The 18,579-nt window shown below is 73.7% G+C and carries 20 protein-coding genes; 15 read left to right on the top strand and 5 right to left on the bottom strand.

Going from position 1 to position 18,579, the window contains the following annotated elements; genetic code table 11:
- Nucleotides 1-63: 63 nt before the first annotated feature.
- The 7 genes from IO40_RS0115925 to IO40_RS0115910 are packed head-to-tail and all read left to right on the top strand — an operon-like array spanning nucleotide 64 to nucleotide 2,088.
- Nucleotides 64-975, top strand: coding sequence for a helix-turn-helix domain-containing protein (locus IO40_RS0115925; protein WP_031175614.1), 912 nt, complete (start codon nucleotides 64-66; stop codon nucleotides 973-975).
- Nucleotides 972-1,181 (top strand): DUF397 domain-containing protein, encoded by a 210-nt coding sequence (locus IO40_RS35915; protein WP_078659723.1) that lies wholly within the window; start codon nucleotides 972-974, stop codon nucleotides 1,179-1,181. The genes IO40_RS0115925 and IO40_RS35915 overlap by 4 nt, the downstream gene beginning before the upstream one ends.
- Complete coding sequence (locus tag IO40_RS35910) at nucleotides 1,178-1,363, top strand: DUF397 domain-containing protein (RefSeq protein ID WP_031175613.1); 186 nt, start codon at nucleotides 1,178-1,180, stop codon at nucleotides 1,361-1,363. The genes IO40_RS35915 and IO40_RS35910 overlap by 4 nt, the downstream gene beginning before the upstream one ends.
- Nucleotides 1,360-1,548, top strand: a complete 189-nt coding sequence (locus tag IO40_RS35905; RefSeq protein WP_078659724.1) for a DUF397 domain-containing protein — start codon at nucleotides 1,360-1,362, stop codon at nucleotides 1,546-1,548. Before IO40_RS35910 ends, IO40_RS35905 begins: the two co-directional genes overlap by 4 nt.
- The gene (locus tag IO40_RS35900) at nucleotides 1,545-1,730 is read left to right on the top strand and encodes a DUF397 domain-containing protein (protein WP_078659725.1); all 186 of its coding nucleotides are present in this window, start codon (nucleotides 1,545-1,547) and stop codon (nucleotides 1,728-1,730) included. The genes IO40_RS35905 and IO40_RS35900 overlap by 4 nt, the downstream gene beginning before the upstream one ends.
- The gene (locus IO40_RS0115915) at nucleotides 1,727-1,912 is read left to right on the top strand and encodes a DUF397 domain-containing protein (protein ID WP_031175612.1); all 186 of its coding nucleotides are present in this window, start codon (nucleotides 1,727-1,729) and stop codon (nucleotides 1,910-1,912) included. The genes IO40_RS35900 and IO40_RS0115915 overlap by 4 nt, the downstream gene beginning before the upstream one ends.
- On the top strand, nucleotides 1,909-2,088 hold the full coding sequence (locus IO40_RS0115910; RefSeq protein WP_031175611.1) for a DUF397 domain-containing protein: 180 nt from the start codon (nucleotides 1,909-1,911) through the stop codon (nucleotides 2,086-2,088). The genes IO40_RS0115915 and IO40_RS0115910 overlap by 4 nt, the downstream gene beginning before the upstream one ends.
- An 81-nt stretch (nucleotides 2,089-2,169) precedes the next feature.
- On the opposite strand, the gene IO40_RS0115905 is transcribed toward IO40_RS0115910, so the two are convergent.
- Nucleotides 2,170-3,261, bottom strand: a complete 1,092-nt coding sequence (locus tag IO40_RS0115905; RefSeq protein WP_016472466.1) for a citrate synthase 2 — start codon at nucleotides 3,259-3,261, stop codon at nucleotides 2,170-2,172.
- 516 nt (nucleotides 3,262-3,777) lie between these two features.
- Here IO40_RS0115905 and pdxH point away from each other — a divergent pair.
- Nucleotides 3,778-4,404: a pyridoxamine 5'-phosphate oxidase gene (gene pdxH / locus IO40_RS0115900; protein ID WP_030406766.1), complete on the top strand. Its 627-nt coding sequence runs from the start codon at nucleotides 3,778-3,780 to the stop codon at nucleotides 4,402-4,404.
- Between the two features lie 398 nt (nucleotides 4,405-4,802).
- Nucleotides 4,803-6,329, top strand: coding sequence for a PAS domain-containing protein (locus IO40_RS0115895; RefSeq protein WP_030406767.1), 1,527 nt, complete (start codon nucleotides 4,803-4,805; stop codon nucleotides 6,327-6,329).
- Here the strand turns inward: IO40_RS0115895 and IO40_RS0115890 are convergent.
- Nucleotides 6,320-7,150 carry an SIS domain-containing protein gene (locus tag IO40_RS0115890; protein ID WP_016472469.1) on the bottom strand — a complete coding sequence of 277 codons (831 nt, stop codon included), beginning with the start codon at nucleotides 7,148-7,150 and terminating at the stop codon, nucleotides 6,320-6,322. The genes IO40_RS0115895 and IO40_RS0115890 overlap by 10 nt on opposite strands.
- A 179-nt stretch (nucleotides 7,151-7,329) precedes the next feature.
- Between IO40_RS0115890 and IO40_RS0115885 the strand changes: the two genes are divergently transcribed.
- On the top strand, nucleotides 7,330-8,025 hold the full coding sequence (locus IO40_RS0115885; protein WP_016472470.1) for an iron-dependent transcriptional repressor DtxR: 696 nt from the start codon (nucleotides 7,330-7,332) through the stop codon (nucleotides 8,023-8,025).
- A gap of 1,557 nt (nucleotides 8,026-9,582) precedes the next feature.
- Nucleotides 9,583-10,524 (top strand): alpha/beta fold hydrolase, encoded by a 942-nt coding sequence (locus IO40_RS0115880; protein WP_031026573.1) that lies wholly within the window; start codon nucleotides 9,583-9,585, stop codon nucleotides 10,522-10,524.
- Nucleotides 10,525-10,655: 131 nt separating this feature from the next.
- Here the strand turns inward: IO40_RS0115880 and IO40_RS0115875 are convergent, their stop codons facing one another.
- Complete coding sequence (locus tag IO40_RS0115875) at nucleotides 10,656-11,357, bottom strand: bifunctional DNA primase/polymerase (RefSeq protein ID WP_016472473.1); 702 nt, start codon at nucleotides 11,355-11,357, stop codon at nucleotides 10,656-10,658.
- 320 nt (nucleotides 11,358-11,677) lie between these two features.
- Here IO40_RS0115875 and IO40_RS0115870 point away from each other — a divergent pair, with 320 nt between their 5' ends.
- From IO40_RS0115870 to purU, 4 genes are all read left to right on the top strand, one after another.
- A complete protein-coding gene (locus IO40_RS0115870; RefSeq protein ID WP_031175609.1) occupies nucleotides 11,678-13,069 on the top strand; it encodes an NsdA family TPR-like regulatory protein in 1,392 nt (463 codons plus the stop codon).
- 204 nt (nucleotides 13,070-13,273) lie between these two features.
- Nucleotides 13,274-15,193, top strand: a complete 1,920-nt coding sequence (locus IO40_RS39430; RefSeq protein WP_031175608.1) for a hypothetical protein — start codon at nucleotides 13,274-13,276, stop codon at nucleotides 15,191-15,193.
- A 169-nt stretch (nucleotides 15,194-15,362) separates the two neighbouring features.
- Nucleotides 15,363-15,800: an SCO4402 family protein gene (locus IO40_RS0115860; RefSeq protein ID WP_016472476.1), complete on the top strand. Its 438-nt coding sequence runs from the start codon at nucleotides 15,363-15,365 to the stop codon at nucleotides 15,798-15,800.
- A gap of 35 nt (nucleotides 15,801-15,835) precedes the next feature.
- On the top strand, nucleotides 15,836-16,711 hold the full coding sequence (gene purU, locus IO40_RS0115855; protein WP_016472477.1) for a formyltetrahydrofolate deformylase: 876 nt from the start codon (nucleotides 15,836-15,838) through the stop codon (nucleotides 16,709-16,711).
- 108 nt (nucleotides 16,712-16,819) lie between these two features.
- Here the strand turns inward: purU and IO40_RS0115850 are convergent, their stop codons facing one another.
- Both IO40_RS0115850 and IO40_RS0115845 read right to left on the bottom strand, forming a co-directional pair.
- Nucleotides 16,820-17,998 (bottom strand): zf-HC2 domain-containing protein, encoded by a 1,179-nt coding sequence (locus IO40_RS0115850; RefSeq protein ID WP_016472478.1) that lies wholly within the window; start codon nucleotides 17,996-17,998, stop codon nucleotides 16,820-16,822.
- Complete coding sequence (locus IO40_RS0115845) at nucleotides 17,995-18,567, bottom strand: sigma-70 family RNA polymerase sigma factor (protein WP_016472479.1); 573 nt, start codon at nucleotides 18,565-18,567, stop codon at nucleotides 17,995-17,997. The genes IO40_RS0115850 and IO40_RS0115845 overlap by 4 nt, the downstream gene beginning before the upstream one ends.
- Between the last annotated feature and the right edge of the window lie 12 nt (nucleotides 18,568-18,579).

Below are 18,579 nucleotides of genomic sequence, written 5' to 3'. Positions count from 1 at the left end.
ACGCCACGGCTGACGGCGTTGACGCTGAGACCCGTCGAGGGCGCCGCACAAGGACGTGAGCGTATGACCGTCACGAAACAGAACACCCCGGCCCCGGGGCCGAACCGGAAGAAGGACGGCCGCGCCGTCCCCTCGCCCCGCACCGCGGACACCGCACACCAACGCAAACGCGAGGACGACCGCCCCGGCATCTGGGTCGGCTACGGCAAACTCCTCCGCAAGTTCCGACTGGCCGCCGGCTACTCCCAGGAGGCCCTGGCCCCGCTCCTCGGCTACTCGGCGGAACAGCTCGCATCCGTCGAGCAGGGCCGCCGCCCGGCGAAGGCGCCGCTCACGGAAGCGGCGGAACGCGTCCTGAACGCGGGCGGCGTCCTGGCCACCCTCCAGGACGACGTGGACTTCGCCAAGCTGCCCCCATTTTTCCGCGACTTCGCCTTGATCGAAATGGAGGCTACGAGTCGCTTCGACTACGACCCGCTGCTGGTCCCGGGGCTGTTGCAGACGGAGGCATACGCTCGCGCCCTGTTCGAGGGGCACGTTCCGACGTTCGACGATGAGGACATCGATGACAGTCTCGATGTGCGGTTGAGCCGTCAGAAGCTGCTCACTCGAAGCCCGCTTGTGGACTTCTGTTTCGTTCTCGGTGAAGCTGCGCTCCGCCAGGAACTGGGTGGCCCCGAGACCATGCGCGAGCAGTATCGCCACCTCCTCGCCCAAGGGGAACTTCGCAATGTGGCCATCCAAGTCATGCCTATCGGTGCGGGCTTCCATCCTGGCCTGCACGGCGCGATGGTGTTGGTTGAGACGGCGAAGCACAAGCGGTACGGCTACTTCGAGTCTCAGGGAATCGGCCATGTCGTCAGCGACCCGGCTCACGTAAGTGCGTTCGCTTTGAGGTATGGCAAGCTGCGATCGCAGGCGCTGAACGTTGAGGAGTCAGTCGCTTTCATCCGGCACTTGGCGGGAGAACGATGAGGAACGAGCACGAGGCAGCCCGGACTTGCGAACTGTCCTGGTTCAAGAGCAGCTACAGCGGGCCGGAAGGTGGCAACTGCGTGGAGGTCGCGCACACCCCCGCCACGGTCCATGTCCGTGATTCAAAGGCACAGTGCGGTGCCATCCTTTCCGTGCCGTCCGGCCAGTGGACGGCTTTCGTTCGGCACGTGGCGGGCGAGCAATGAGGCCTGACCTCGCATGGCGGAAGAGCAGCTACAGCGGCTCGTGCGGCGGCAACTGCGTAGAAGTCGCGCGCGCCCCCGGCACAGTTCACGTCCGTGACTCGAAGGAGCAGCGCGGCCCGGTCCTCTCCGTACCGCCACGCGAGTGGGCGGTCTTCGTCCGGCACCTGGCAGGTGAGCGATGAAGCGGGAGCTGCTGTGGCACAAGAGCAGCTACAGCGGCTCGTCCGGCTCCAGCGACTGTGTGGAGGTCGCACGCACATCGGCCGCCGTGCATGTTCGTGACTCCAAGCGGACGCGCGGCCCGGTTCTTTCAGTGCCGTCCGTCCAGTGGGCGGTCTTCATTCGGCATGTGGCAGGTGAGCGATGAGACGCGAGCTCGCATGGCGGAAGAGCAGCTACAGCGGCTCGGACGGCGGAGACTGTGTGGAGGTCGCGCACACCTCCGGCAGGGTCCACGTCCGTGACTCCAAGGAGCAGCGCGGCCCGATCCTTTCCGTGCCGTCCGTCCAGTGGGCGGCTTTCGTTCGGCATGTGGCAGGTGAGCGATGAGACGCGAGCTCACATGGCGCAAGAGCAGCTACAGCGGCTCGGACGGCGGCAACTGCGTGGAGGTCGCGCGGACCCCCGGCAGGGTCCACGTCCGTGACTCCAAGGAGCAGCGCGGCCCGATCCTTTCCGTGCCGTCCGTCCAGTGGGCGGTCTTCGTCCGGCATGTGGCAGGTGAGGGATGAACCGCGGGCTTTCGTGGCGGAAGAGCAGCCACAGCGGACCGGACGGCGGCAACTGCGTGCAGGTCGCGCAGACCCCCGGCAGGGTCCACGTCCGTGACTCCAAGGAGCAGCGCGGCCCGGTCCTCTCCGTGCCGTCCGCCCAGTGGGCCGCCTTCATCCAGAAGGTGGCCGGGTAGGGGGCGGGCGTCCCGTGCCGCGCGGGGTGATGTCACCGTCTCCGTCACCGCACCAGGTGGCGGAGACGGTGCGTGCCGGGCTCAGCCCGGGTAGCCCTCCACCTCGCGGGGGTCGCGGGGGCCGGGTCCCACGTAGCGGGCCGACGGGCGTACCAGGCGGCCCGTCCGCTTCTGTTCCAGGATGTGCGCCGACCAGCCTGCGGTACGGGCGCAGGTGAACATCGAGGTGAACATGTGCGCGGGGACCTCGGCGAAGTCGAGGACGATGGCGGCCCAGAACTCGACGTTGGTCTCCAGCACCCGGTCGGGGCGGCGGGCGCGCAGTTCGGCGAGGGCGGCCTTCTCCAGGGCGAGAGCCACCTCGTAGCGGGGGGCGCCCAGTTCCTTGGCCGTGCGCCGCAGTACGCGGGCGCGCGGGTCCTCCGCGCGGTAGACGCGGTGGCCGAAGCCCATCAGCCGCTCGCCCCGGTCGAGTTGCCGCTTGACGTACTCCTCGGCGTTGCCGGTGCGCTCGATCTCCTCGATCATGCCGAGGACGCGGGAGGGGGCGCCGCCGTGCAGTGGCCCCGACATGGCGCCGACGGCGCCGGACAGCGCGGCGGCGACGTCGGCGCCGGTCGAGGCGATGACGCGGGCGGTGAACGTGGAGGCGTTCATGCCGTGTTCGGCGGCGGACGTCCAGTAGGCGTCCACGGCGGCCACGTGCTTGGGGTCGGGTTCGCCGCGCCAGCGCCGCATGAAGCGTTCGACGACGGTGTCGGCCTTGTCGATCTCCTTCTGCGGCACCATCGGCAGGCCCTGGCCGCGCGCGGACTGCGCCACGTAGGAGAGGGCCATCACGGCGGCGCGGGCGAGGTTGTCGCGGGCGGTCTCCGCGTCGATGTCGAGCAGCGGTTTGAGGCCCCAGACGGGGGCGAGCATGGCCAGCGCGGACTGCACGTCCACGCGGATGTCGCCGGAGTGCACGGGGATGGGGAAGGGCTCGGCGGGCGGCAGCCCGGGGTTGAAGCTGCCGTCCACCAGCAGTCCCCACACGTTGCCGAACGAGACGTTTCCGACGAGGTCTTCGATGTCCACGCCCCGGTAGCGGAGCGAACCGCCTTCCTTGTCGGGCTCGGCGATCTCCGTCTCGAACGCGACGACCCCTTCGAGTCCGGGTACGAAATCGGACATCTGGCTGCTCCCTCGGTGAGTGCCGCCAAGGCGGTGCCGGCGGCGGTACGACCTGCTGGCGTGGGCTGCGCTGGGCAGCGTGGTCTGCTGTGCCGGTGCGGCGAACGGTTCCGCTGCCGTCCTCGCGGCTCACGGACCGGGCCCCACCACGGTCATGCCCGCCCCGGCGGCTGGTCACGCTCCGCTGCCCTGTGGCCGGAGCACCCTGGGCGGAGCGGCAACCATAGCCCTTGGTGTGCCGTCACCACAGCTCCCGCGCAGGATTCTGGTGCCCCGCCCGCCCGCCCGGGGAGGGTGAGAAGAGGCACAGCGACCGATTCGTGGCCCGCAGGTGTGCGGTAAGTGTCCACCGGGCAGACTGTCCGACCGGGACGGGCCCGCATGCTGCAAGATAGCGGCGTGCCTCACGCCGATCATTCCGATCAAGCCGATCACGCCGACCGAGCCGGCCATGCCGGGCGCGCCGCCGCAGCCGCCGGCGATCCGGCCGGCCCCACCACCCTCGACCCGGCCGCCATGCGCGCCCACTACCGCGACGTGGGACTCAGCGAGAGCGACCTGGCGCCCGACCCGTTCACCCAGTTCGCGCTCTGGTTCGCGCAGGCCGGGGCGAGCGGTCTGCACGAGCCCAACGCGATGGTCTGCTCCACCGCCGACGAACGGGGCCGGCCCAGCTCCCGCACCGTCCTGCTGAAGAAGTACGACGAGCGCGGCTTCGTCTTCTTCACCAACTACGGTTCGCGCAAGGGCCGGGAGATCGACGCCAATCCGTATGTGTCGCTGCTCTTCCCCTGGCACGGCATCGCCCGCCAGGTGATCGTCTCCGGCCGGGCCGAGCGCACCGGCCGCGCCGAGACGGCCGCCTACTTCCGCACCCGGCCGCACGGCTCCCAGCTGGGCGCCTGGGCCAGCGAACAGTCCTCCCGGGTGGCCTCCAGGGCCGAGCTGGACCGGATGTTCGAGCAGCTCGCGGAGCGCTACCCGGAGGGCGAGGACGTCCCGGCCCCCGCCCAGTGGGGCGGCTACCGGGTGCGGCCCGAGACGGTCGAGTTCTGGCAGGGCAGGGAGAACCGGCTGCACGACCGGCTGCGCTACACCCTCGGCGAGGACGGCACCTGGACCGTCGAGCGGCTCTGCCCCTGACCGGGCCGCGTCGCCCGGACGCCCCAGGTGGGCGTCCGGGCACGCAGAACGGCCCGTGAGCGACTCCCTCCGCGGGGCGGAGGGCGTCGGTCGGACGAGTCCGACGAGCCCACGGGCCGGGTGACTGCTGTGGATTGGCCGGCGAAACCGGCGTCACGCTAGTGGCGTCGGCCTCAGGCCGCAGCCACCTCACACGTCCGGTGATTGATCATCAGCCGGATCACCTCCTTTCCTGTGTGCCCCACACCGTAGGCACCCGCCGGAGCGGCGGCAAACGAATTTCGGGGCGGCAACGATTCACGGGAACCCGCTGTGCGGTGCGTCACGTTCGGATTCAATGATCCGTGTATGCGCCGTCGCGTTCCGCGACGGACACAGCGACCAAGGGGGGTGCCGAGGTGGCGGCTCGATCCGAGACTCACTCCGCGTCGTCCTCGGACGGCGACGACGGCGGACCCGGCCAGTCCGCGGGGCCCGGCGGGCCCGTTGACGAGCTCCTGCTCGCCGCGCTGCTCGACGGCATGGACGCCGCCTTGTGCGCCTTCGACGCCGAGGGCGTGGTCACCCACTGGAACCGCGAGGCCGAGCGGATGCTCGGCTGGACCCAGGAAGAGGCCGTCGGCCGCCAGGGGCTGGCCGGCTGGGCGGTGCGCGCGGCCGACGCCGAGGAGATCGAGGGCCAGCTGCTCGGCGCGATGCGGGCGCCCGGCCGGCACGTCCACGAGGTCGCGCTGCTGACCAAGGACGGCGGACGGGTGCTGGTGCGCATCCAGTCCTGCGGCGTCACCGGCGCCGACGGCCGCGCCAAGGGCGTGTACTGCGCCTTCAGCGAGGTCCACGCGCAGATCGACCTGGAGCGGTCCATCGCGCTGAGCGAGGCACTGCTGGAGGACGCCGCCTGGGGCGTCGTCCTGGTCGACGCCGATCTGCGGCCCACCGTCGTCAACACCCACGCGGCCCGCGCCTTCCGTGTCCCCGCCCGCGCCGCGATGCTCGGCCGTCCGCTCGGGGAACTGCTCGACCAGGGCATGGAGGAACTCGAAGGCGCCCTCCAGCACGTCCTCGGCGAAGGGGCGCCGCCGGCCCCCGCCGAGTTCTGGGTCACCCTGCGCGGCCCCGGGAAGGGGGAGAGCGGCGGGCGCCGGGACGGCGCGGAACGCACCGAGGAGGCGGAGTCCGCACGTCGCCGCTGCTGGCGCAGCGGTTTCCTGCGGCTGTCCTCGCCACTCGCCGAGGAACCGGTGCCCCTCGGCGTCGCCTGGCTCTTCCAGGACGTCACCGCGCACAAGGAGGAGGAGCGTGCCGCCGCCCGGCTGCGCTTCCGCGACAGCCGGCTGCACCGCGCGGCCCGCGCCGCCGCCGAGTGCGCGGACGCGATGGAGGCCGCCCGCCTCCACCTGGAGTTCGCCCTCGCCGGCTTCGCCGACCACGCGCTGCTCGACCTGGCCGCCGACCCGGGCCCCGAGCCCGCCCCGACGCGGGACACCTCCTTGGACGCGCTGCCCTCGCGCGCCGTCCGGCTGGTGCGGGCCGCGCAGACCCCGGCCGCCGAACGCGGCCGGATGCCGTTCATCGAACCGGGCACCGCCAGCGGTATCCCCGTCGCCTACCCGGACGGCCACCCGGCGCTCCAGGCGTACCAGCGCTGCACCTCGGTACGGGCCAGCGGCGGCGGTACGGGCAGCGACGCGCAGGACGCCCAGGAGTGGGCGCGGGCCCGCAAGTGGCCGCAGGGCACCCTGCACGGACTGTGCACGGTGCTGCGCTGCCGCGGCCGGTCCCTGGGGATCGTCACCTTCCTGCGGGATGCCGGCCGGCGCCCCTTCGACAGAGCGGACGCCGACCACGCCGAGCAGGTCACCGCCCACGTCGCGGCGGCGGTGGACCTGGCGCTCGCGCTGCGCGGCGGTGCGGGTCAGCGGTAGAAGATCCGGTCCGCGTAGGCGTCCATCACCCGCGCGTTCCAGTCGTGGCCGCCGTCCACGTTGCCCGAGCGCAGCATGGGCGGCTCGATGCCCTTCCGCGCCAGTGCGCAGGTCGCCTCGGCGACGACGGCCTGCATCAGCGCGCTCGTCACCACCGTGGAGGCCGGCGCGAAGGGCGCCCCGACGCCCTCGGCGGTCAGCTCCGCGTCGCCCAGCGCGATCCGGCTGTCCACCACCAGATCGCAGTGGTCCTTGAGGAAGGTGCCCGTCGTGTGCCGGGAGCGGGTCTCACGGGAGTAGGCGAGAGAGGTGATGCCGATCACCTTCAAGCCGAGCGCGCGGGCGTTCATCGCCAGCTCCACGGGGAGCGCGTTGCGGCCCGAGAGGGAGATGACGACGAGCAGATCGCCGGCGCGGGCCGGGCTGGAGTCCAGGGCCGCCGCCGCCAGCCCGGGGACCCGCTCCAGCGCGCTGCCGAGCGTGGCCGGCCGGACGTCCACGCCGACCGCACCGGGAATGTTGAGCAGATTCATCACGGCCAGTCCGCCGGCCCGGTAGACGGTGTCCTGGGCCGGCAGCGAGGAGTGGCCGGCGCCGAACGCGAAGACCCGGCCGCCGGCGGCGACGGTGTCGGCCAGCAGCGCGCCCGCCTCCCGTACGGCGTCTCCCTCACCGTCCCTGACCTGCTGGAGCAGGGCGATGGCCGCGTCGAAGAAGTCGTCGGCGGCCGACCGGTCCGCCGTGGGGGCCTCCTCGTCCCGTCCCGTCGCCGTCCCGGGCGTCGCCGCCCGTCCGCCGTCCTGTGCCGCCGTCTCGTCCATCGCGCCCCCTGCCGGTCCCGTTGCGTAGTACCGCGATCACGGTGAGGTCTGGACCTTCTCCTGTCAACCGCCGGTACACGGCCCGCGCGGGCGCCACCCGGCTTCGGCCCGCACGGTTGTCGGTGGGATGCGTCAGAATTGCCAGCAGGGCCACCGCACGAGCTGACTAGGGGCTACGCATGTCAGGACTCATCGACACCACGGAGATGTATCTCCGCACCATCCTGGAGCTGGAGGAAGAGGGTGTGGTCCCGATGCGTGCCCGCATCGCCGAGCGCCTGGACCAGAGCGGCCCCACGGTCAGCCAGACCGTGGCCCGCATGGAACGGGACGGGCTCGTGACCGTCGCCGGGGACCGGCACCTGGAACTGACGGAGGAAGGCCGCCGGCTGGCCACCCGCGTCATGCGCAAGCACCGGCTCGCCGAGTGTCTGCTGGTCGACGTCATCGGCCTGGAATGGGAGCAGGTGCACGCGGAGGCGTGCCGCTGGGAGCACGTGATGAGCGAGGCCGTCGAGCGCCGCGTGCTGGACCTGCTGCGCCACCCCACGGAGTCGCCCTACGGCAACCCCATCCCCGGCCTTGAGGAACTGGGCGAGAAGGGCGCCGTCGATCCCTTCCTGGACGACGGCCTGGTCAGCCTCAACGACCTGGACACGGACGGCGACGGCAAGACGGTCGTGGTCCGCCGCATCGGCGAGCCGATCCAGATGGACGCCCAGCTGATGTACACACTGCGCCGCGCGGGCGTCCAGCCCGGGGCCGTCGTCAGTGTCAACGCCGGCCCGGCCGGGGGCGTCCAGGTGGGCAGCAGCGGCGAGGCGGCCGAGCTGGGCGCGGACGTCGCCCAGCACGTCTTCGTCGCCAAGCGCTGAGCCACCCCTGACACCTGCCCCCGGGCCCCGCCTCCCGTGTGTGCGGGGCGCCCACCGGGGCCGCGGGCCCGCGTGGGGCGCCGCACCCCCGGGCCTGTGCGGGGCGCCGCGCCCCGGGCCTGTGTGCGGCCACTGCCCCGGGTCCGCCCGGGGCGGCGCGCTTGGTTGGCGGGGCAGGCGCCCCGGCCCGTGGGGGGCAAGTAGCCGGTTCGTGCCGGTGCGGGGTGCCGTGGTGGTGCGGGGTGCGTGGCACCCGAGCCCGTGCTCGCCTGGCTTCCTGCTGCTCGCTCCTGTGCGTGCGGGCGCCGCACCGGGAAGCCGCGCGGGGGGACGGCAGCAAGTCGGCGCGAGGGCGCACCCGGTGCGCGTCCGCGAGGGGCGCCGGCGATTCATGGCCGTGCGGGGTGCCGGGCGCTCGCCTTGCTGTCGCCCTCCGCTCCGGTACCGGCCTCCTGTTCGTGCGGGGCACCGCCCCGGCCTACGGGGAGCGCCGCCCTGGTCAGCGGGGGCGCGTCCGGCCGTGCGGGGCATGGCACCCAGGTCGGCGCCAGGGTGCGCCCGGTGCGCGTCGGTGCGGGCGCCGGCGATTCATGGCCGTGCGGGGGCGCCTGGCATCCGGCTCGCGTCTTGCCCCAGTGCTTCGGCGTCCGCTTCCTGCGTGTGTGGAGCGCCGCCCGGAGGGTGGGCAGGGCGCCCGTACGCGGGCCGTGCGGGGGCGCGTCCGGTTCGCGTCGGTGTGTGGGTACCGACTTCTCGTGCTCTCCCGGGGCGCCCGGTGCTGGTCCCGGGTCCGTGCGGGGTGCCCCGCGTGTGCGTGGGGCGCCTCGGCGGGGTGATGGGCGGCGAGGTGTGGTCCGGGGTGTGCGGGGTGGGGGTGTGCGCCGGGGAGTGTGATCCGGCTGCTCCCGTCGGTGCGGGGAGGGACGGCGTGGAGGGGCGCGGCGCGCGCCCCCTACGGGGAGTTCCGAGCCATCTCGCCGGTGTCCGTCACCAGGCGCGGGCCGGGAGCGCGGCGAGCGTGCTGGCCTCGGGTTTCGTCGCCGTGGGCGGGCGGCCGGCCGTCTCACCGCGACCCAGGGGACCGGCTCCGGCGGGTGCGGCGTCTCGGCCTAGTGGGGGCCGCCGTCTTCCCAAATCCTGTCCGCCGTACCAGAGTTGCCGGAACGGCGGTGCGTGTGCGTCTGGCATGCCACGCTGTCGCTTGTGGACGAGTGCGCCCAGGGACCGGATGTGCTGCCGAGCGTCCGGGCGGGAGGGAGCCGTCGATGCGGAGTTCCGCGGGCGGCCTCGCGCTGCGACCGGGTGCGGGGCCGGTGAGCAGCCGGGGCCCCGGCGCCGTCGGCGGCCGGAGCCCCGGCTCCCCATGTCCCCCCGCGGCGACCCGGAGCCCCGAGCTCTCAGGATCTGCCGCCCTCCCGGTTCCTGTCTCCCCCGGGGGACGCCGGACAACCCCGCGACCATGTCACTCGAAGGTGGGGTGTTCGCCGCGAGTATCCGCTGTTCGAATACAGGTTCGATAGGCTGAGGCGGCGATCACAGGAGGGGGTGTCATCACGCATGGTGCGACGGATCGACGTGACGGGCGCGGACGGAATCCGGCTGGCGGCCTGGGAATTCGCAGACCCGCCCAAGGCCGGCCCGGAGGGGCTCGCCGGCCCGGCCGCCCCCGAGGCCCCGGGGCAGGGGCCCGGTGCCGCACGGGCCGCCGAAGCACAGGGCGCCGAACCGCCCGGGGTGCTGTTGCTGCACGGCCTCATGGGCCGCGCCTCGCACTGGGCGGACACCGCCCGCTGGCTCGCCGGCCGTTACCGAGCCGTCGCCCTCGACCAGCGCGGCCACGGCCGCAGCGACAAGCCGGAGGATGCCCGTTACGACCGGGAGGCTTACGTCGCCGACGCCGAAGCCGCCCTCGAACAGCTCGGTCTGGCACCGGTCGCCCTCGTCGGGCACGCCATGGGCGCGCTGACCGCCTGGCAGCTCGCCGCCAAACGCCCCGACCTCGTCCAGGCCCTGGTGATCAGCGACATGCGGGCCTCCGCGCTGGGTGAGCAGTCGCAGAGCGAGTGGGAGCAGTGGTTCGCCTCCTGGCCGGTGCCGTTCGCCACCCTCGGGGACGTACGCAAGTGGTTCGGCGAGGACGATCCGGCGCTGGAGCGTTCCCGGCCCTCCCGCGGGGAGTTCTTCGCCGAGGTGATGGAGGAGGGCGAGGACGGCTGGCGGCCCGTCTTCACCCCGCGGGTGATGCTGCGCGCCCGGGAGACCTGGGCCCAGGACGCGCACTGGGACGAGCTCGGCCAGGTCCGCTGCCCCACGCTCGTCGTCCGCGGCCTGGACGGGGAGTTGGGCCGCGCCGAGGCCCAGGAGATGGTGCGGGTGCTGCCGCGCGGCATCTACGCCGAGGTCACCGAGGCGGGCCATCTGATCCATTACGACCAGCCGGAGGAGTGGCGCCGGGTCGTCGAGCCGTTCCTGCAGGCGGCGCTCCCGACCGGTCACTGAACCGCGCCCCCTCTCGTTCCGCGCCCCTCTCGTTCCGCGCCCCCGCCGCCCGCCGTTCCGGGCGCCGCGGAGCCCTGCGCCGCCGCGTACGGCTGCGTCCCGCTCCTGTGCCCCGCAGCCCCCGACGCCGTTCACCGTCCCGGTGCCGTGGCCGGCTCACGGCCGCACGCGTAGGCGAGCGTGGGCACCAGTTCGTCGGCGTCGGGCAGCCAGCGGTTGGCCGCGTTCGGTTCGCGGGCCCACTGCACCGGTCCGCGGGCGCCGAGCCGGGTGGGCGGTGCCGCCACCCAGTCGCCCTCGCCCCTGATCACCAGATCCGGCGCGGCGGGCGACCGGCCCAGCCGGCGCAGGGTGTGCGGCACCTTCGCGGCGGCGCCCGGCAGGACGAAGAAGCCCATGCGTCCGTCCGGCCTGCTGGTGACCGGGCCGAGCGGCTGTTCCATGCGTTCCAGCCGGGCCAGTGCGAGGCAGCCGACGGCCTCGGAGACCTCCAGGACGTCGAAGGCGCGGCCGGTGGGCAGCAGTACGGCGGCGCGCGGTTCCGTGGCCCACAGCCGGCGGACGGTGGTGGCGCTCCCCGTCGTCTCGTCGGCCCACCGGGCGCGCGATGGGTGGGCGCCCGGTGCGGGGCAGGCGGGGTCTCCGCAGGCGCACCGGGGGACGCCGCCGACCGTCTCCAGCCAGGTGCCGGGGAAGACGTCCCAGGCCCTCTCCTGGGTGTAGCGCACGGCGTGTTCGAGGGGTGTGGCGGCGGGTGGGGCTGTCCGCTGGCCGGGGATGTGCGGGCGCGTGATCGCTCCAGATGTGTATGTGATGGTCTCTTCCACGACCATCACAACTTTCCCCTGGGTGACCGGTTACGGGGACGTCGCGGCCGGGGGGCACGGGAGCGCGGGCGGGGCGTGGCGGGGCGCGGGGGGCGCTGTCGCACGGGGACGGTCACGCGCCGTGGGAGCAGTCGCGCCCGGACGGCGCATGGGGGCATCTGTGGGGGCGCGTGCACAGAAGACCGGTCTTGGCTGGGTAGGCACCCCTCCGGTGCGTTGTGCTGTGAAGGGGAGGCTTTCTACCACTGTGGCCGGGTACGCACCAGAATACGGCCCGCGCGCCGCCGGCCAGAGACCAGCAGGGCCCACACCTTGGAGGGGATCGCATGGCGGCCAGGCCGCTCGTCGCGAGGCAGCCCAACGAACGGTTGCAGGCGCTCATCCAGGAAGCCGGGTGCTCCAACGCGGGCCTGGCCCGCCGCGTCAACATGTGCGGCGCCGAACACGGACTGGACCTGCGCTACGACAAGACGTCCGTGGCCCGTTGGCTGCGCGGCCAGCAGCCGCGCGGGCGCGCCCCCGGCATCATCGCCGAGGCGCTCGGCCGCAAGCTGGGCCGGACGGTGACGATCGACGAGATCGGGATGGCCAACGGCAAGAACCTGGCGTCCGGGGTGGGGCTCCAGTTCGCGCCCACGGTGGTCGGAGCCGTGGAGCAGGTCTGCGAGTTGTGGCGCAGCGACGTGGGCCGCAGGGACTTCCTGACCGGCTCGACGGTGGCCGCCTCCGCGCTGGTCGAGCCGAGCCGGGACTGGCTGATCACCCAGCCCGACCACCAGGTGGCCCGCAACTCCGGTGCGCGCGTGGGCCCTTCGGACGTGGCGGCCGTGCGGTCCATGACCGAGGCGCTGTCCGAACTCGACCACCGCTACGGCAGCGGCCATCTGCGCCCCGTGGTCGTCCACTACCTCAACAGCGTGGTCTCCGGGCTGCTGGCCGGCTCGTACCGGGAGGCCGTCGGCAGGTCGCTGTTCGCGGCCGTGGCCCGGCTCACCGAACTGGCCGGCTACATGGCCGTGGACACCGGGCAGCACGGTCTGGCGCAGCGCTACTACATCCAGTCGCTGCGTCTCGCCCAGGCAGCCGGGGACCGGGCGTACGGCGGATACGTGCTCGCCGCCGGCATGAGCCACCTCGCCGCCTCGCTCGGCAACCCGCGGGAGATCGCGCAACTGGCCCGCGCGGCGCAGGAGGGGGCGCGGGGGCGGGCCACGCCGCGCGCGGAGGCCATGTTCCACGCGGCGGAGGCGCGGGGGCACGCGGTGATGGGGGACAACCGCGCCTGCCAGCAGGCGGTGAACCGCGCACTGACCGCGATGGACGCCGCCGACACCGCCGAGGGCTCCGGCGACGACCCGCCCTGGATCACCCACTTCGACCGGGCCTACCTCGCCGACGAACTGGCCCACTGCCACCGCGACCTGGGCCGTGCCGAGAGCGCCGCCGCCTGCGCCGAGGAAGCCGTCGCCGGGCACCCCGAGGGCCGGGCGCGGCGGCGGGCCATCGGGCTGTTCCTGCTGGCCGATGCCCAGGTGCAGCAGCGCGAGGTGGAACGTGCCTGCGACACCGGCACGCGGGCCGCCCGGCTGCTGGCGGGGCTGCGCTCGGGCCGGGGCGCGGAGTACCTGGACGACTTCCGGCAGCGGCTGGAGCCGTACGCGGGGGAGACGGTGGTGCGGGAGTTCGCCGCGCGGCTGGAGGTGCCCGAGGCGGTGTGAGCGGCGGCACACGACCCCTGGCGCACCCCCGGCACACCGCCGGCACAGCTGCGGGCGGTATGCCGGGAATCGGGGACCTTCACGGACTTGGCCCCGACATCAGGTGAAGGAAGGGTGTCCGCACATCTGGGTGCGTGGTCCCCCGTGCGGGGGAACCGGTAGCGTGAGCCGACGATCGGCCAGCCACGCTAACGAGGAGCCTCGGTGACGACGCACAACGGACGCGGACAGGACGGGACTTCCGGCTCTGCCGGCGACTCCCTGCCCGCCTCCACGACCCCCTACGAGGGGGTCGTGCTGCCCGCCAACGGTGAACCGTGGACTCCCCAGCAGCAGCGCCAGGTGCAGGCCGAGCGCGACCGGGTGCAGCCGCCCGCAGGCCGGCCGTGGGGCGATCCGTGGGGCCCCGGCGCCCAACCCGCCCCCGGCCTGCCCCCGCAGGAGGGCCCCGACTACTGGGGCCCGCCGCAGAGCACCGACGGCACCGCTGCGGGGCCCCTCCTGGACACCGGGACGAGCGGCGGCGGCTCGGGCGCCCTCGTCCCCGGCGGCGCCCACGACGGCCCGCCGCACGCGCAGCCCCTCCCGCCGGAGGGCACGCCCGCCCGCCCGCCGCACCCTCCTTCGGTGCCGCCCGTCCCGGGCACGGCCCCCGGCGCCCAGGCCCCGCCGTATCCGGGTGCCATGCCGCCCGCCGCGCCGCCCCACCCCGGCCCGGGCCCCATGCCGCCCCAGCCGGCCGGCGGCCCCGGCCCGCTGCCCCAGCCCGGGGCGGCCCCCGGACAGCACGGGCCGCACGCCTGGCCGCAACCCGACGGTGCGGCACCCCGGCCGCCCGAGCAGCCGGCCGCCTACCAGGGCCCGCCGGCCGCGTCGCCCCAGCCGGAGGTGCAGCAGCTCCCTCAGCAGCCGGGCGGAATGCCCGGGGGGATCGACAGCGACGCCACCCAGCTCTTCCCGCCGTTCCCCGCCGGCGACCCGCACGGCGCGGTGCCCCCCGGTGCGGAGGACGGCACCCAGCTCCTTCCGCCGCAGCCCGGCGGGCCGGTGGGCAGCCCCGACAGCGAGGCGACGCAGTACCTGCCGCCCGTCGCGGACGCCCCCGACAGCGCGGCCGAGGCCACCCAGGTGATGAGTCCGGTGCCGCCCGCCGACGGCGAACCGGACGGCAAGGGCCCGCTGCCCGAGTTCGAGAACCTCTTCCGTTCGGACTCCCGCTCCTCCGGTCCCGGCGCGCCGCCGGCCGGCCCGCGCGCCGGTGACGAACCGGGCTCGACCCAGAGCCTGCCCGTCTTCGACGAGGCCGCGGCCCCGCCGCCGGCCCCGCCCCGCGGCGGCTACGGCTATCCACCGCCGGGTGCCGCCCCGCGCGGCGGTTACGGCTATCCGCAGCAGCCGCCGCAGCCGGGTGGCTACGGCTACCCGCAGCCGGGTTCGCAGCAGCACGAGCAGCCGGCCGGTGGCCGCGCGGCGGCCCGGCGCGGCGGTGACCGGGGGCGCCGTGGCGTGCCCACCGGGGTGCTGGTCGGCGGCGGGCTGGCGGGTGTGGCCGCGATCGGCCTGGTCGTCGGTCTGCTGATGGCCGACAGCGGCGGCGGCAAACCCGCCGGGGACAAGCCGCAGGCGTCCACCGAGCCTGCCGGGGAGAAGGCCTCGCCGCCGCCCGACCCGGCCGGGGAGCAGGCCAAGAAGCTGGACGCGCTCCTCGCCGACAGCAACAACAGCCGCTCCGCCGTGGTCCGGTCCGTGGAGAACATCAGGACGTGCAAGGCGCTGGACAAGGCCGCCACGGACCTGCGGACGGCGGCCGAGCAGCGCACCGGTCTGGTGCGGCGGCTCGACGAGCTGAAGACGGACAAGATCCCCGACAGCGGCCGGCTGAACGCGGCGCTCAAGAGCGCCTGGAAGGCGTCCGCCTCCGCCGACAACCACTACGCGGCCTGGGCCGACCAGGTGGCGGGCAAGAAGGGCTGTCACAAGGGCAAGGCGCGGCACACCAGACACACGGTGCTGGGCAACCGGGCGAGCGGGACGGCGACCACGGCCAAGAAGCAGGCGGCCGAGCTGTGGAACCCGACCGCACGCAAGTACGGCCTCACCGAGCGGCAGTTCGGTCAGCTGTGAGGCCGGCGGCCCGGCGGCGGGCGCCCGGAGCGGGCCCGGCTCCCGCGGGGGCGAGGCCCGGGGCCGTGCCCGGTGGCCGGGTGTGCGGATCGTATGGTCGGTGACCATGCAGCAAGCAGGTACCGCGAAGTCTTCCCGACGTGGCCGTCGTTCCACCACCATAGGCGGCATGCCTGTCAACGACGTGCCCTGGTGGCGCTGGCGCAGCAACGTGCGCTCGGCGCTGCACATGCTCTCCGACCAGACCTTCCAGCAGGAGTGCTGGCTGGCCGGACGTCCCGGATACGGCGATGTGACGGACGCGGTCTACCGCCTCGTCGAGGACACCTGGCTGGACAACTGGTCCGCCGAGAAGTACATCGGCACGATCTTCCGGGACGCCCAGGAGGCGGAGCTGGTGGACGCGGCCGTCCTGCGGGTGCTGCGGATCATGCACGAGGTGGGCGCCGACGCGCCCGTCGCCTCGTATCTGGCGCACCAGGGCTGGCCGGAGGCGGTCCGTGCGGCGCGTGACGCGCATGTGATGCTCGCCACCAACGACGGTGACGACCCGGACGAGCCGCCGCGTTCCCTGGAGGTCCTGGCGATCATGCTGCGGACGGCGTGACGGGGCACGCCCCGCGATATGCCAGTCTTGACACCATGAGTCAGTCGCACCCCGTCGAAAACGGTCAGCAGGGGCAATTCGTCCTCACTCTGTCGTGCCCGGACAACACGGGCATCGTGCACGCCGTCTCCAGCTACCTGTTCATGACGGGCTGCAACATCGAGGACAGCCAGCAGTTCGGGGACCGCGACACCGGGCTCTTCTTCATGCGCGTCCACTTCACCGGCAGCACCACCGTGGAGAAGCTGCGGGCCAGCTTCTCCGCCGTCGGCGAGTCCTTCCGGATGGACTGGCAGATCCACCGGGCCGAGGAGAAGATGCGGGTTCTGCTGATGGTCAGCAAGTTCGGGCACTGCCTGAACGACCTGCTCTTCCGTTCCCGGATCGGGGCGCTGCCCGTCGAGATCGCCGGTGTCGTCTCCAACCACACCGACTTCGCCGAACTCGTCGCCTCCTACGACCTGCCCTTCCACCACATCCCCGTGACGAAGGACACCAAGCAGGCCGCCGAGGGGCGGCTGCTGGAGATCGTCGAGGAGGAGCGCGTCGAACTGGTGGTGCTCGCGCGCTACATGCAGGTGCTCTCCGACAACCTGTGCAAGCGGCTCTCCGGGCGGATCATCAACATCCACCACTCGTTCCTGCCGAGCTTCAAGGGCGCCAAGCCGTACCACCAGGCGCACGCCCGCGGGGTCAAGCTCATCGGCGCGACCGCGCACTACGTCACCGCGGACCTCGACGAGGGGCCCATCATCGAGCAGGAGGTCGCGCGGGTCGGCCACGAGGTCACCCCGGAGCAGCTCGTCGCGATCGGCCGGGACGTCGAGTGCCAGGCGCTCGCACGTGCGGTCAAGTGGCACAGCGAGCACCGCGTCCTCCTCAACGGCAACCGCACGGTCGTCTTCGCCTGACCCCACTGCCCTCCCGGCACCCCGCGGAAGGCCACAGGCCCGGCCCGCGGCAGCCGGGGAGGGGCACGCCCGCCCCTCCCCGGGACGCGGCCGGCCCGGACGGCCAGGTCACAGGCGGGAGAGCGAGGCGACCGCGAAGAGGACGTCCCGGATCTCCTCGCGGTCCCCGTCCTGCCCCGCGGCGGCTTCGAGCGGCGGCACATGCCCGGCCGCGAGCTGGCAGAACTCCAGGCCGTCCAGGACGATGTGGGCGACCGTCTGCTCGGGGGAGGCGCGGGCACCGGGCGAGTCGAGCGGCAGGTACCAGTCGCCGCCTCCGCCGCCCTCGATCTCCAGATGGAGGGTGCGGCCGGGCGCGCCGGTGGCACCCAGGGCACGCGGCGGGGCCGCGAGTCCCGCTCTGCGGCGGGCGGCGAGCGCGTCGGGCAGCAGTCTGGCCGCCAGATCGACCAGCCGGCCGAGGTGGGCGGGAACGGGCGGCTCGTAGGGGTAGTCGACGGCTTCGGCGATGTCCTCGGCGTGCATCCAGCATTCGAAGGCGCGGTCGAGGAAGGCGTCGCGCAGCGGGAGGCTGTGCCCGCCGTAGGGGATGAGCCGCTCGGACACGGCGGTCCCGGCGTCGGCGTCGCCGTTGTCGGCGACGAGGAACGACACGTCGCGGATCATGGCGTGGCTCTGCGCCCGCCAGGGTTCCCGGGCGGCGGCGTGGTGGTGGGAGCCGTCGAGCGCCCAGTAGAACTCGGTGCGGTCGTGCGGGCCCGCTTCGTGGTCGAGGGGGAGCGGGTCGGGCGGCAGCGGGTCGGGCAGGCCGAGACCGGTGGCGACCAGCCCGTCGACGACGAGGAGGTGGCCCACGACCCCGGCGACGGTGGTCTCGCGGGTGGCCTGCCGCATGCCGTCGAACCAGCGCAGCCGCACCGGGGTGCGCCATTCCTCCTCCGCCATGTCGCGCAGGAGCGCGTCGAGCCGGGCCGTCTCGGCGTCGTAGGGCGCGGCCCAGTCCGGGAGCGGGACGCGGGCCGGGCGGCGGCCGAGGCAGTTCTCCAGGACGCGGGTCCGCAGCCCGGGGTCGAGGTCCAGGCTGTCCTCGGCGTGGAGCAGGCCGACGGCGTCGCGCAGCCGGAGTGCTTCGTCGGCGCAGGGCGCGCAGTCGGTGAGGTGGGCCTCGACGGCGGCGGTCTCCTCGGCGGAGCAGGCGGCGAGCGCCCATGCGCCGAGGAGGGACTTGAGCACGGTGTGGTCGAGGTCCCGGGGCGGGTGGGGCCCGGGATGGCCGGGTGTGTTCATGGCCGGCTCTCCCGGCCTGGCGGTGCGAGGGCGGGCTGGGTCATGGCGGAGGAGAGGAGTTGCAGGCCGAGGCGGAGCCGGCGCCGGGCCTCGTCCTCGGTGACCCCGAGGCTGTCGGCCGTCTGCCGGTAGTCGCGGCGCTGGTGGTAGGCGAGTTCGAGCGCGGCGCGCAAAGGTGCGGGCATGGAGGTGACGATGTAGTCGGCGCGGGCCGCGGTGGCGGCGGCCTGCACCTGCTCCTCCAGGCGTTCGGCCTGTTCGGGTGTGGTGGGCCCGTCGTCGAGGTGCCGGCGGCGCAGCCGGTCGGTGGCCGTGCGCTGGGTCAGCGCGGCTATCCAGGAGCGCAGCGGTCCTTCGCGCGGGTCGTAGGCGTGGGGGTGTTCCCAGATGTAGGAGAAGACGTCCTGGGTGGCGCGGTCGGCGGCTTCGTCGTCGTCGAGCACCCGGTGGGCGAGGCTGTGCACGAGGGAGGCGAAGCGGTCGTACAGCTCGCCGAGTGCCGCCGCCTCGCCGTGGACGAGGCGCTGCTGCATCTTCCGGTCCCAGCGCGGTGGTGTGTCGCTCGCCATGGTGGCCCCAGC

It is taken from the genome of Streptomyces albus subsp. albus, from assembly GCF_000725885.1.
GTDB classification, from domain to species: Bacteria; Actinomycetota; Actinomycetes; order Streptomycetales; family Streptomycetaceae; genus Streptomyces; species Streptomyces albus.
The sequence above is the reverse complement of the archived record's forward strand: the minus strand, read 5'-3'. Positions and strand labels throughout refer to the sequence as shown.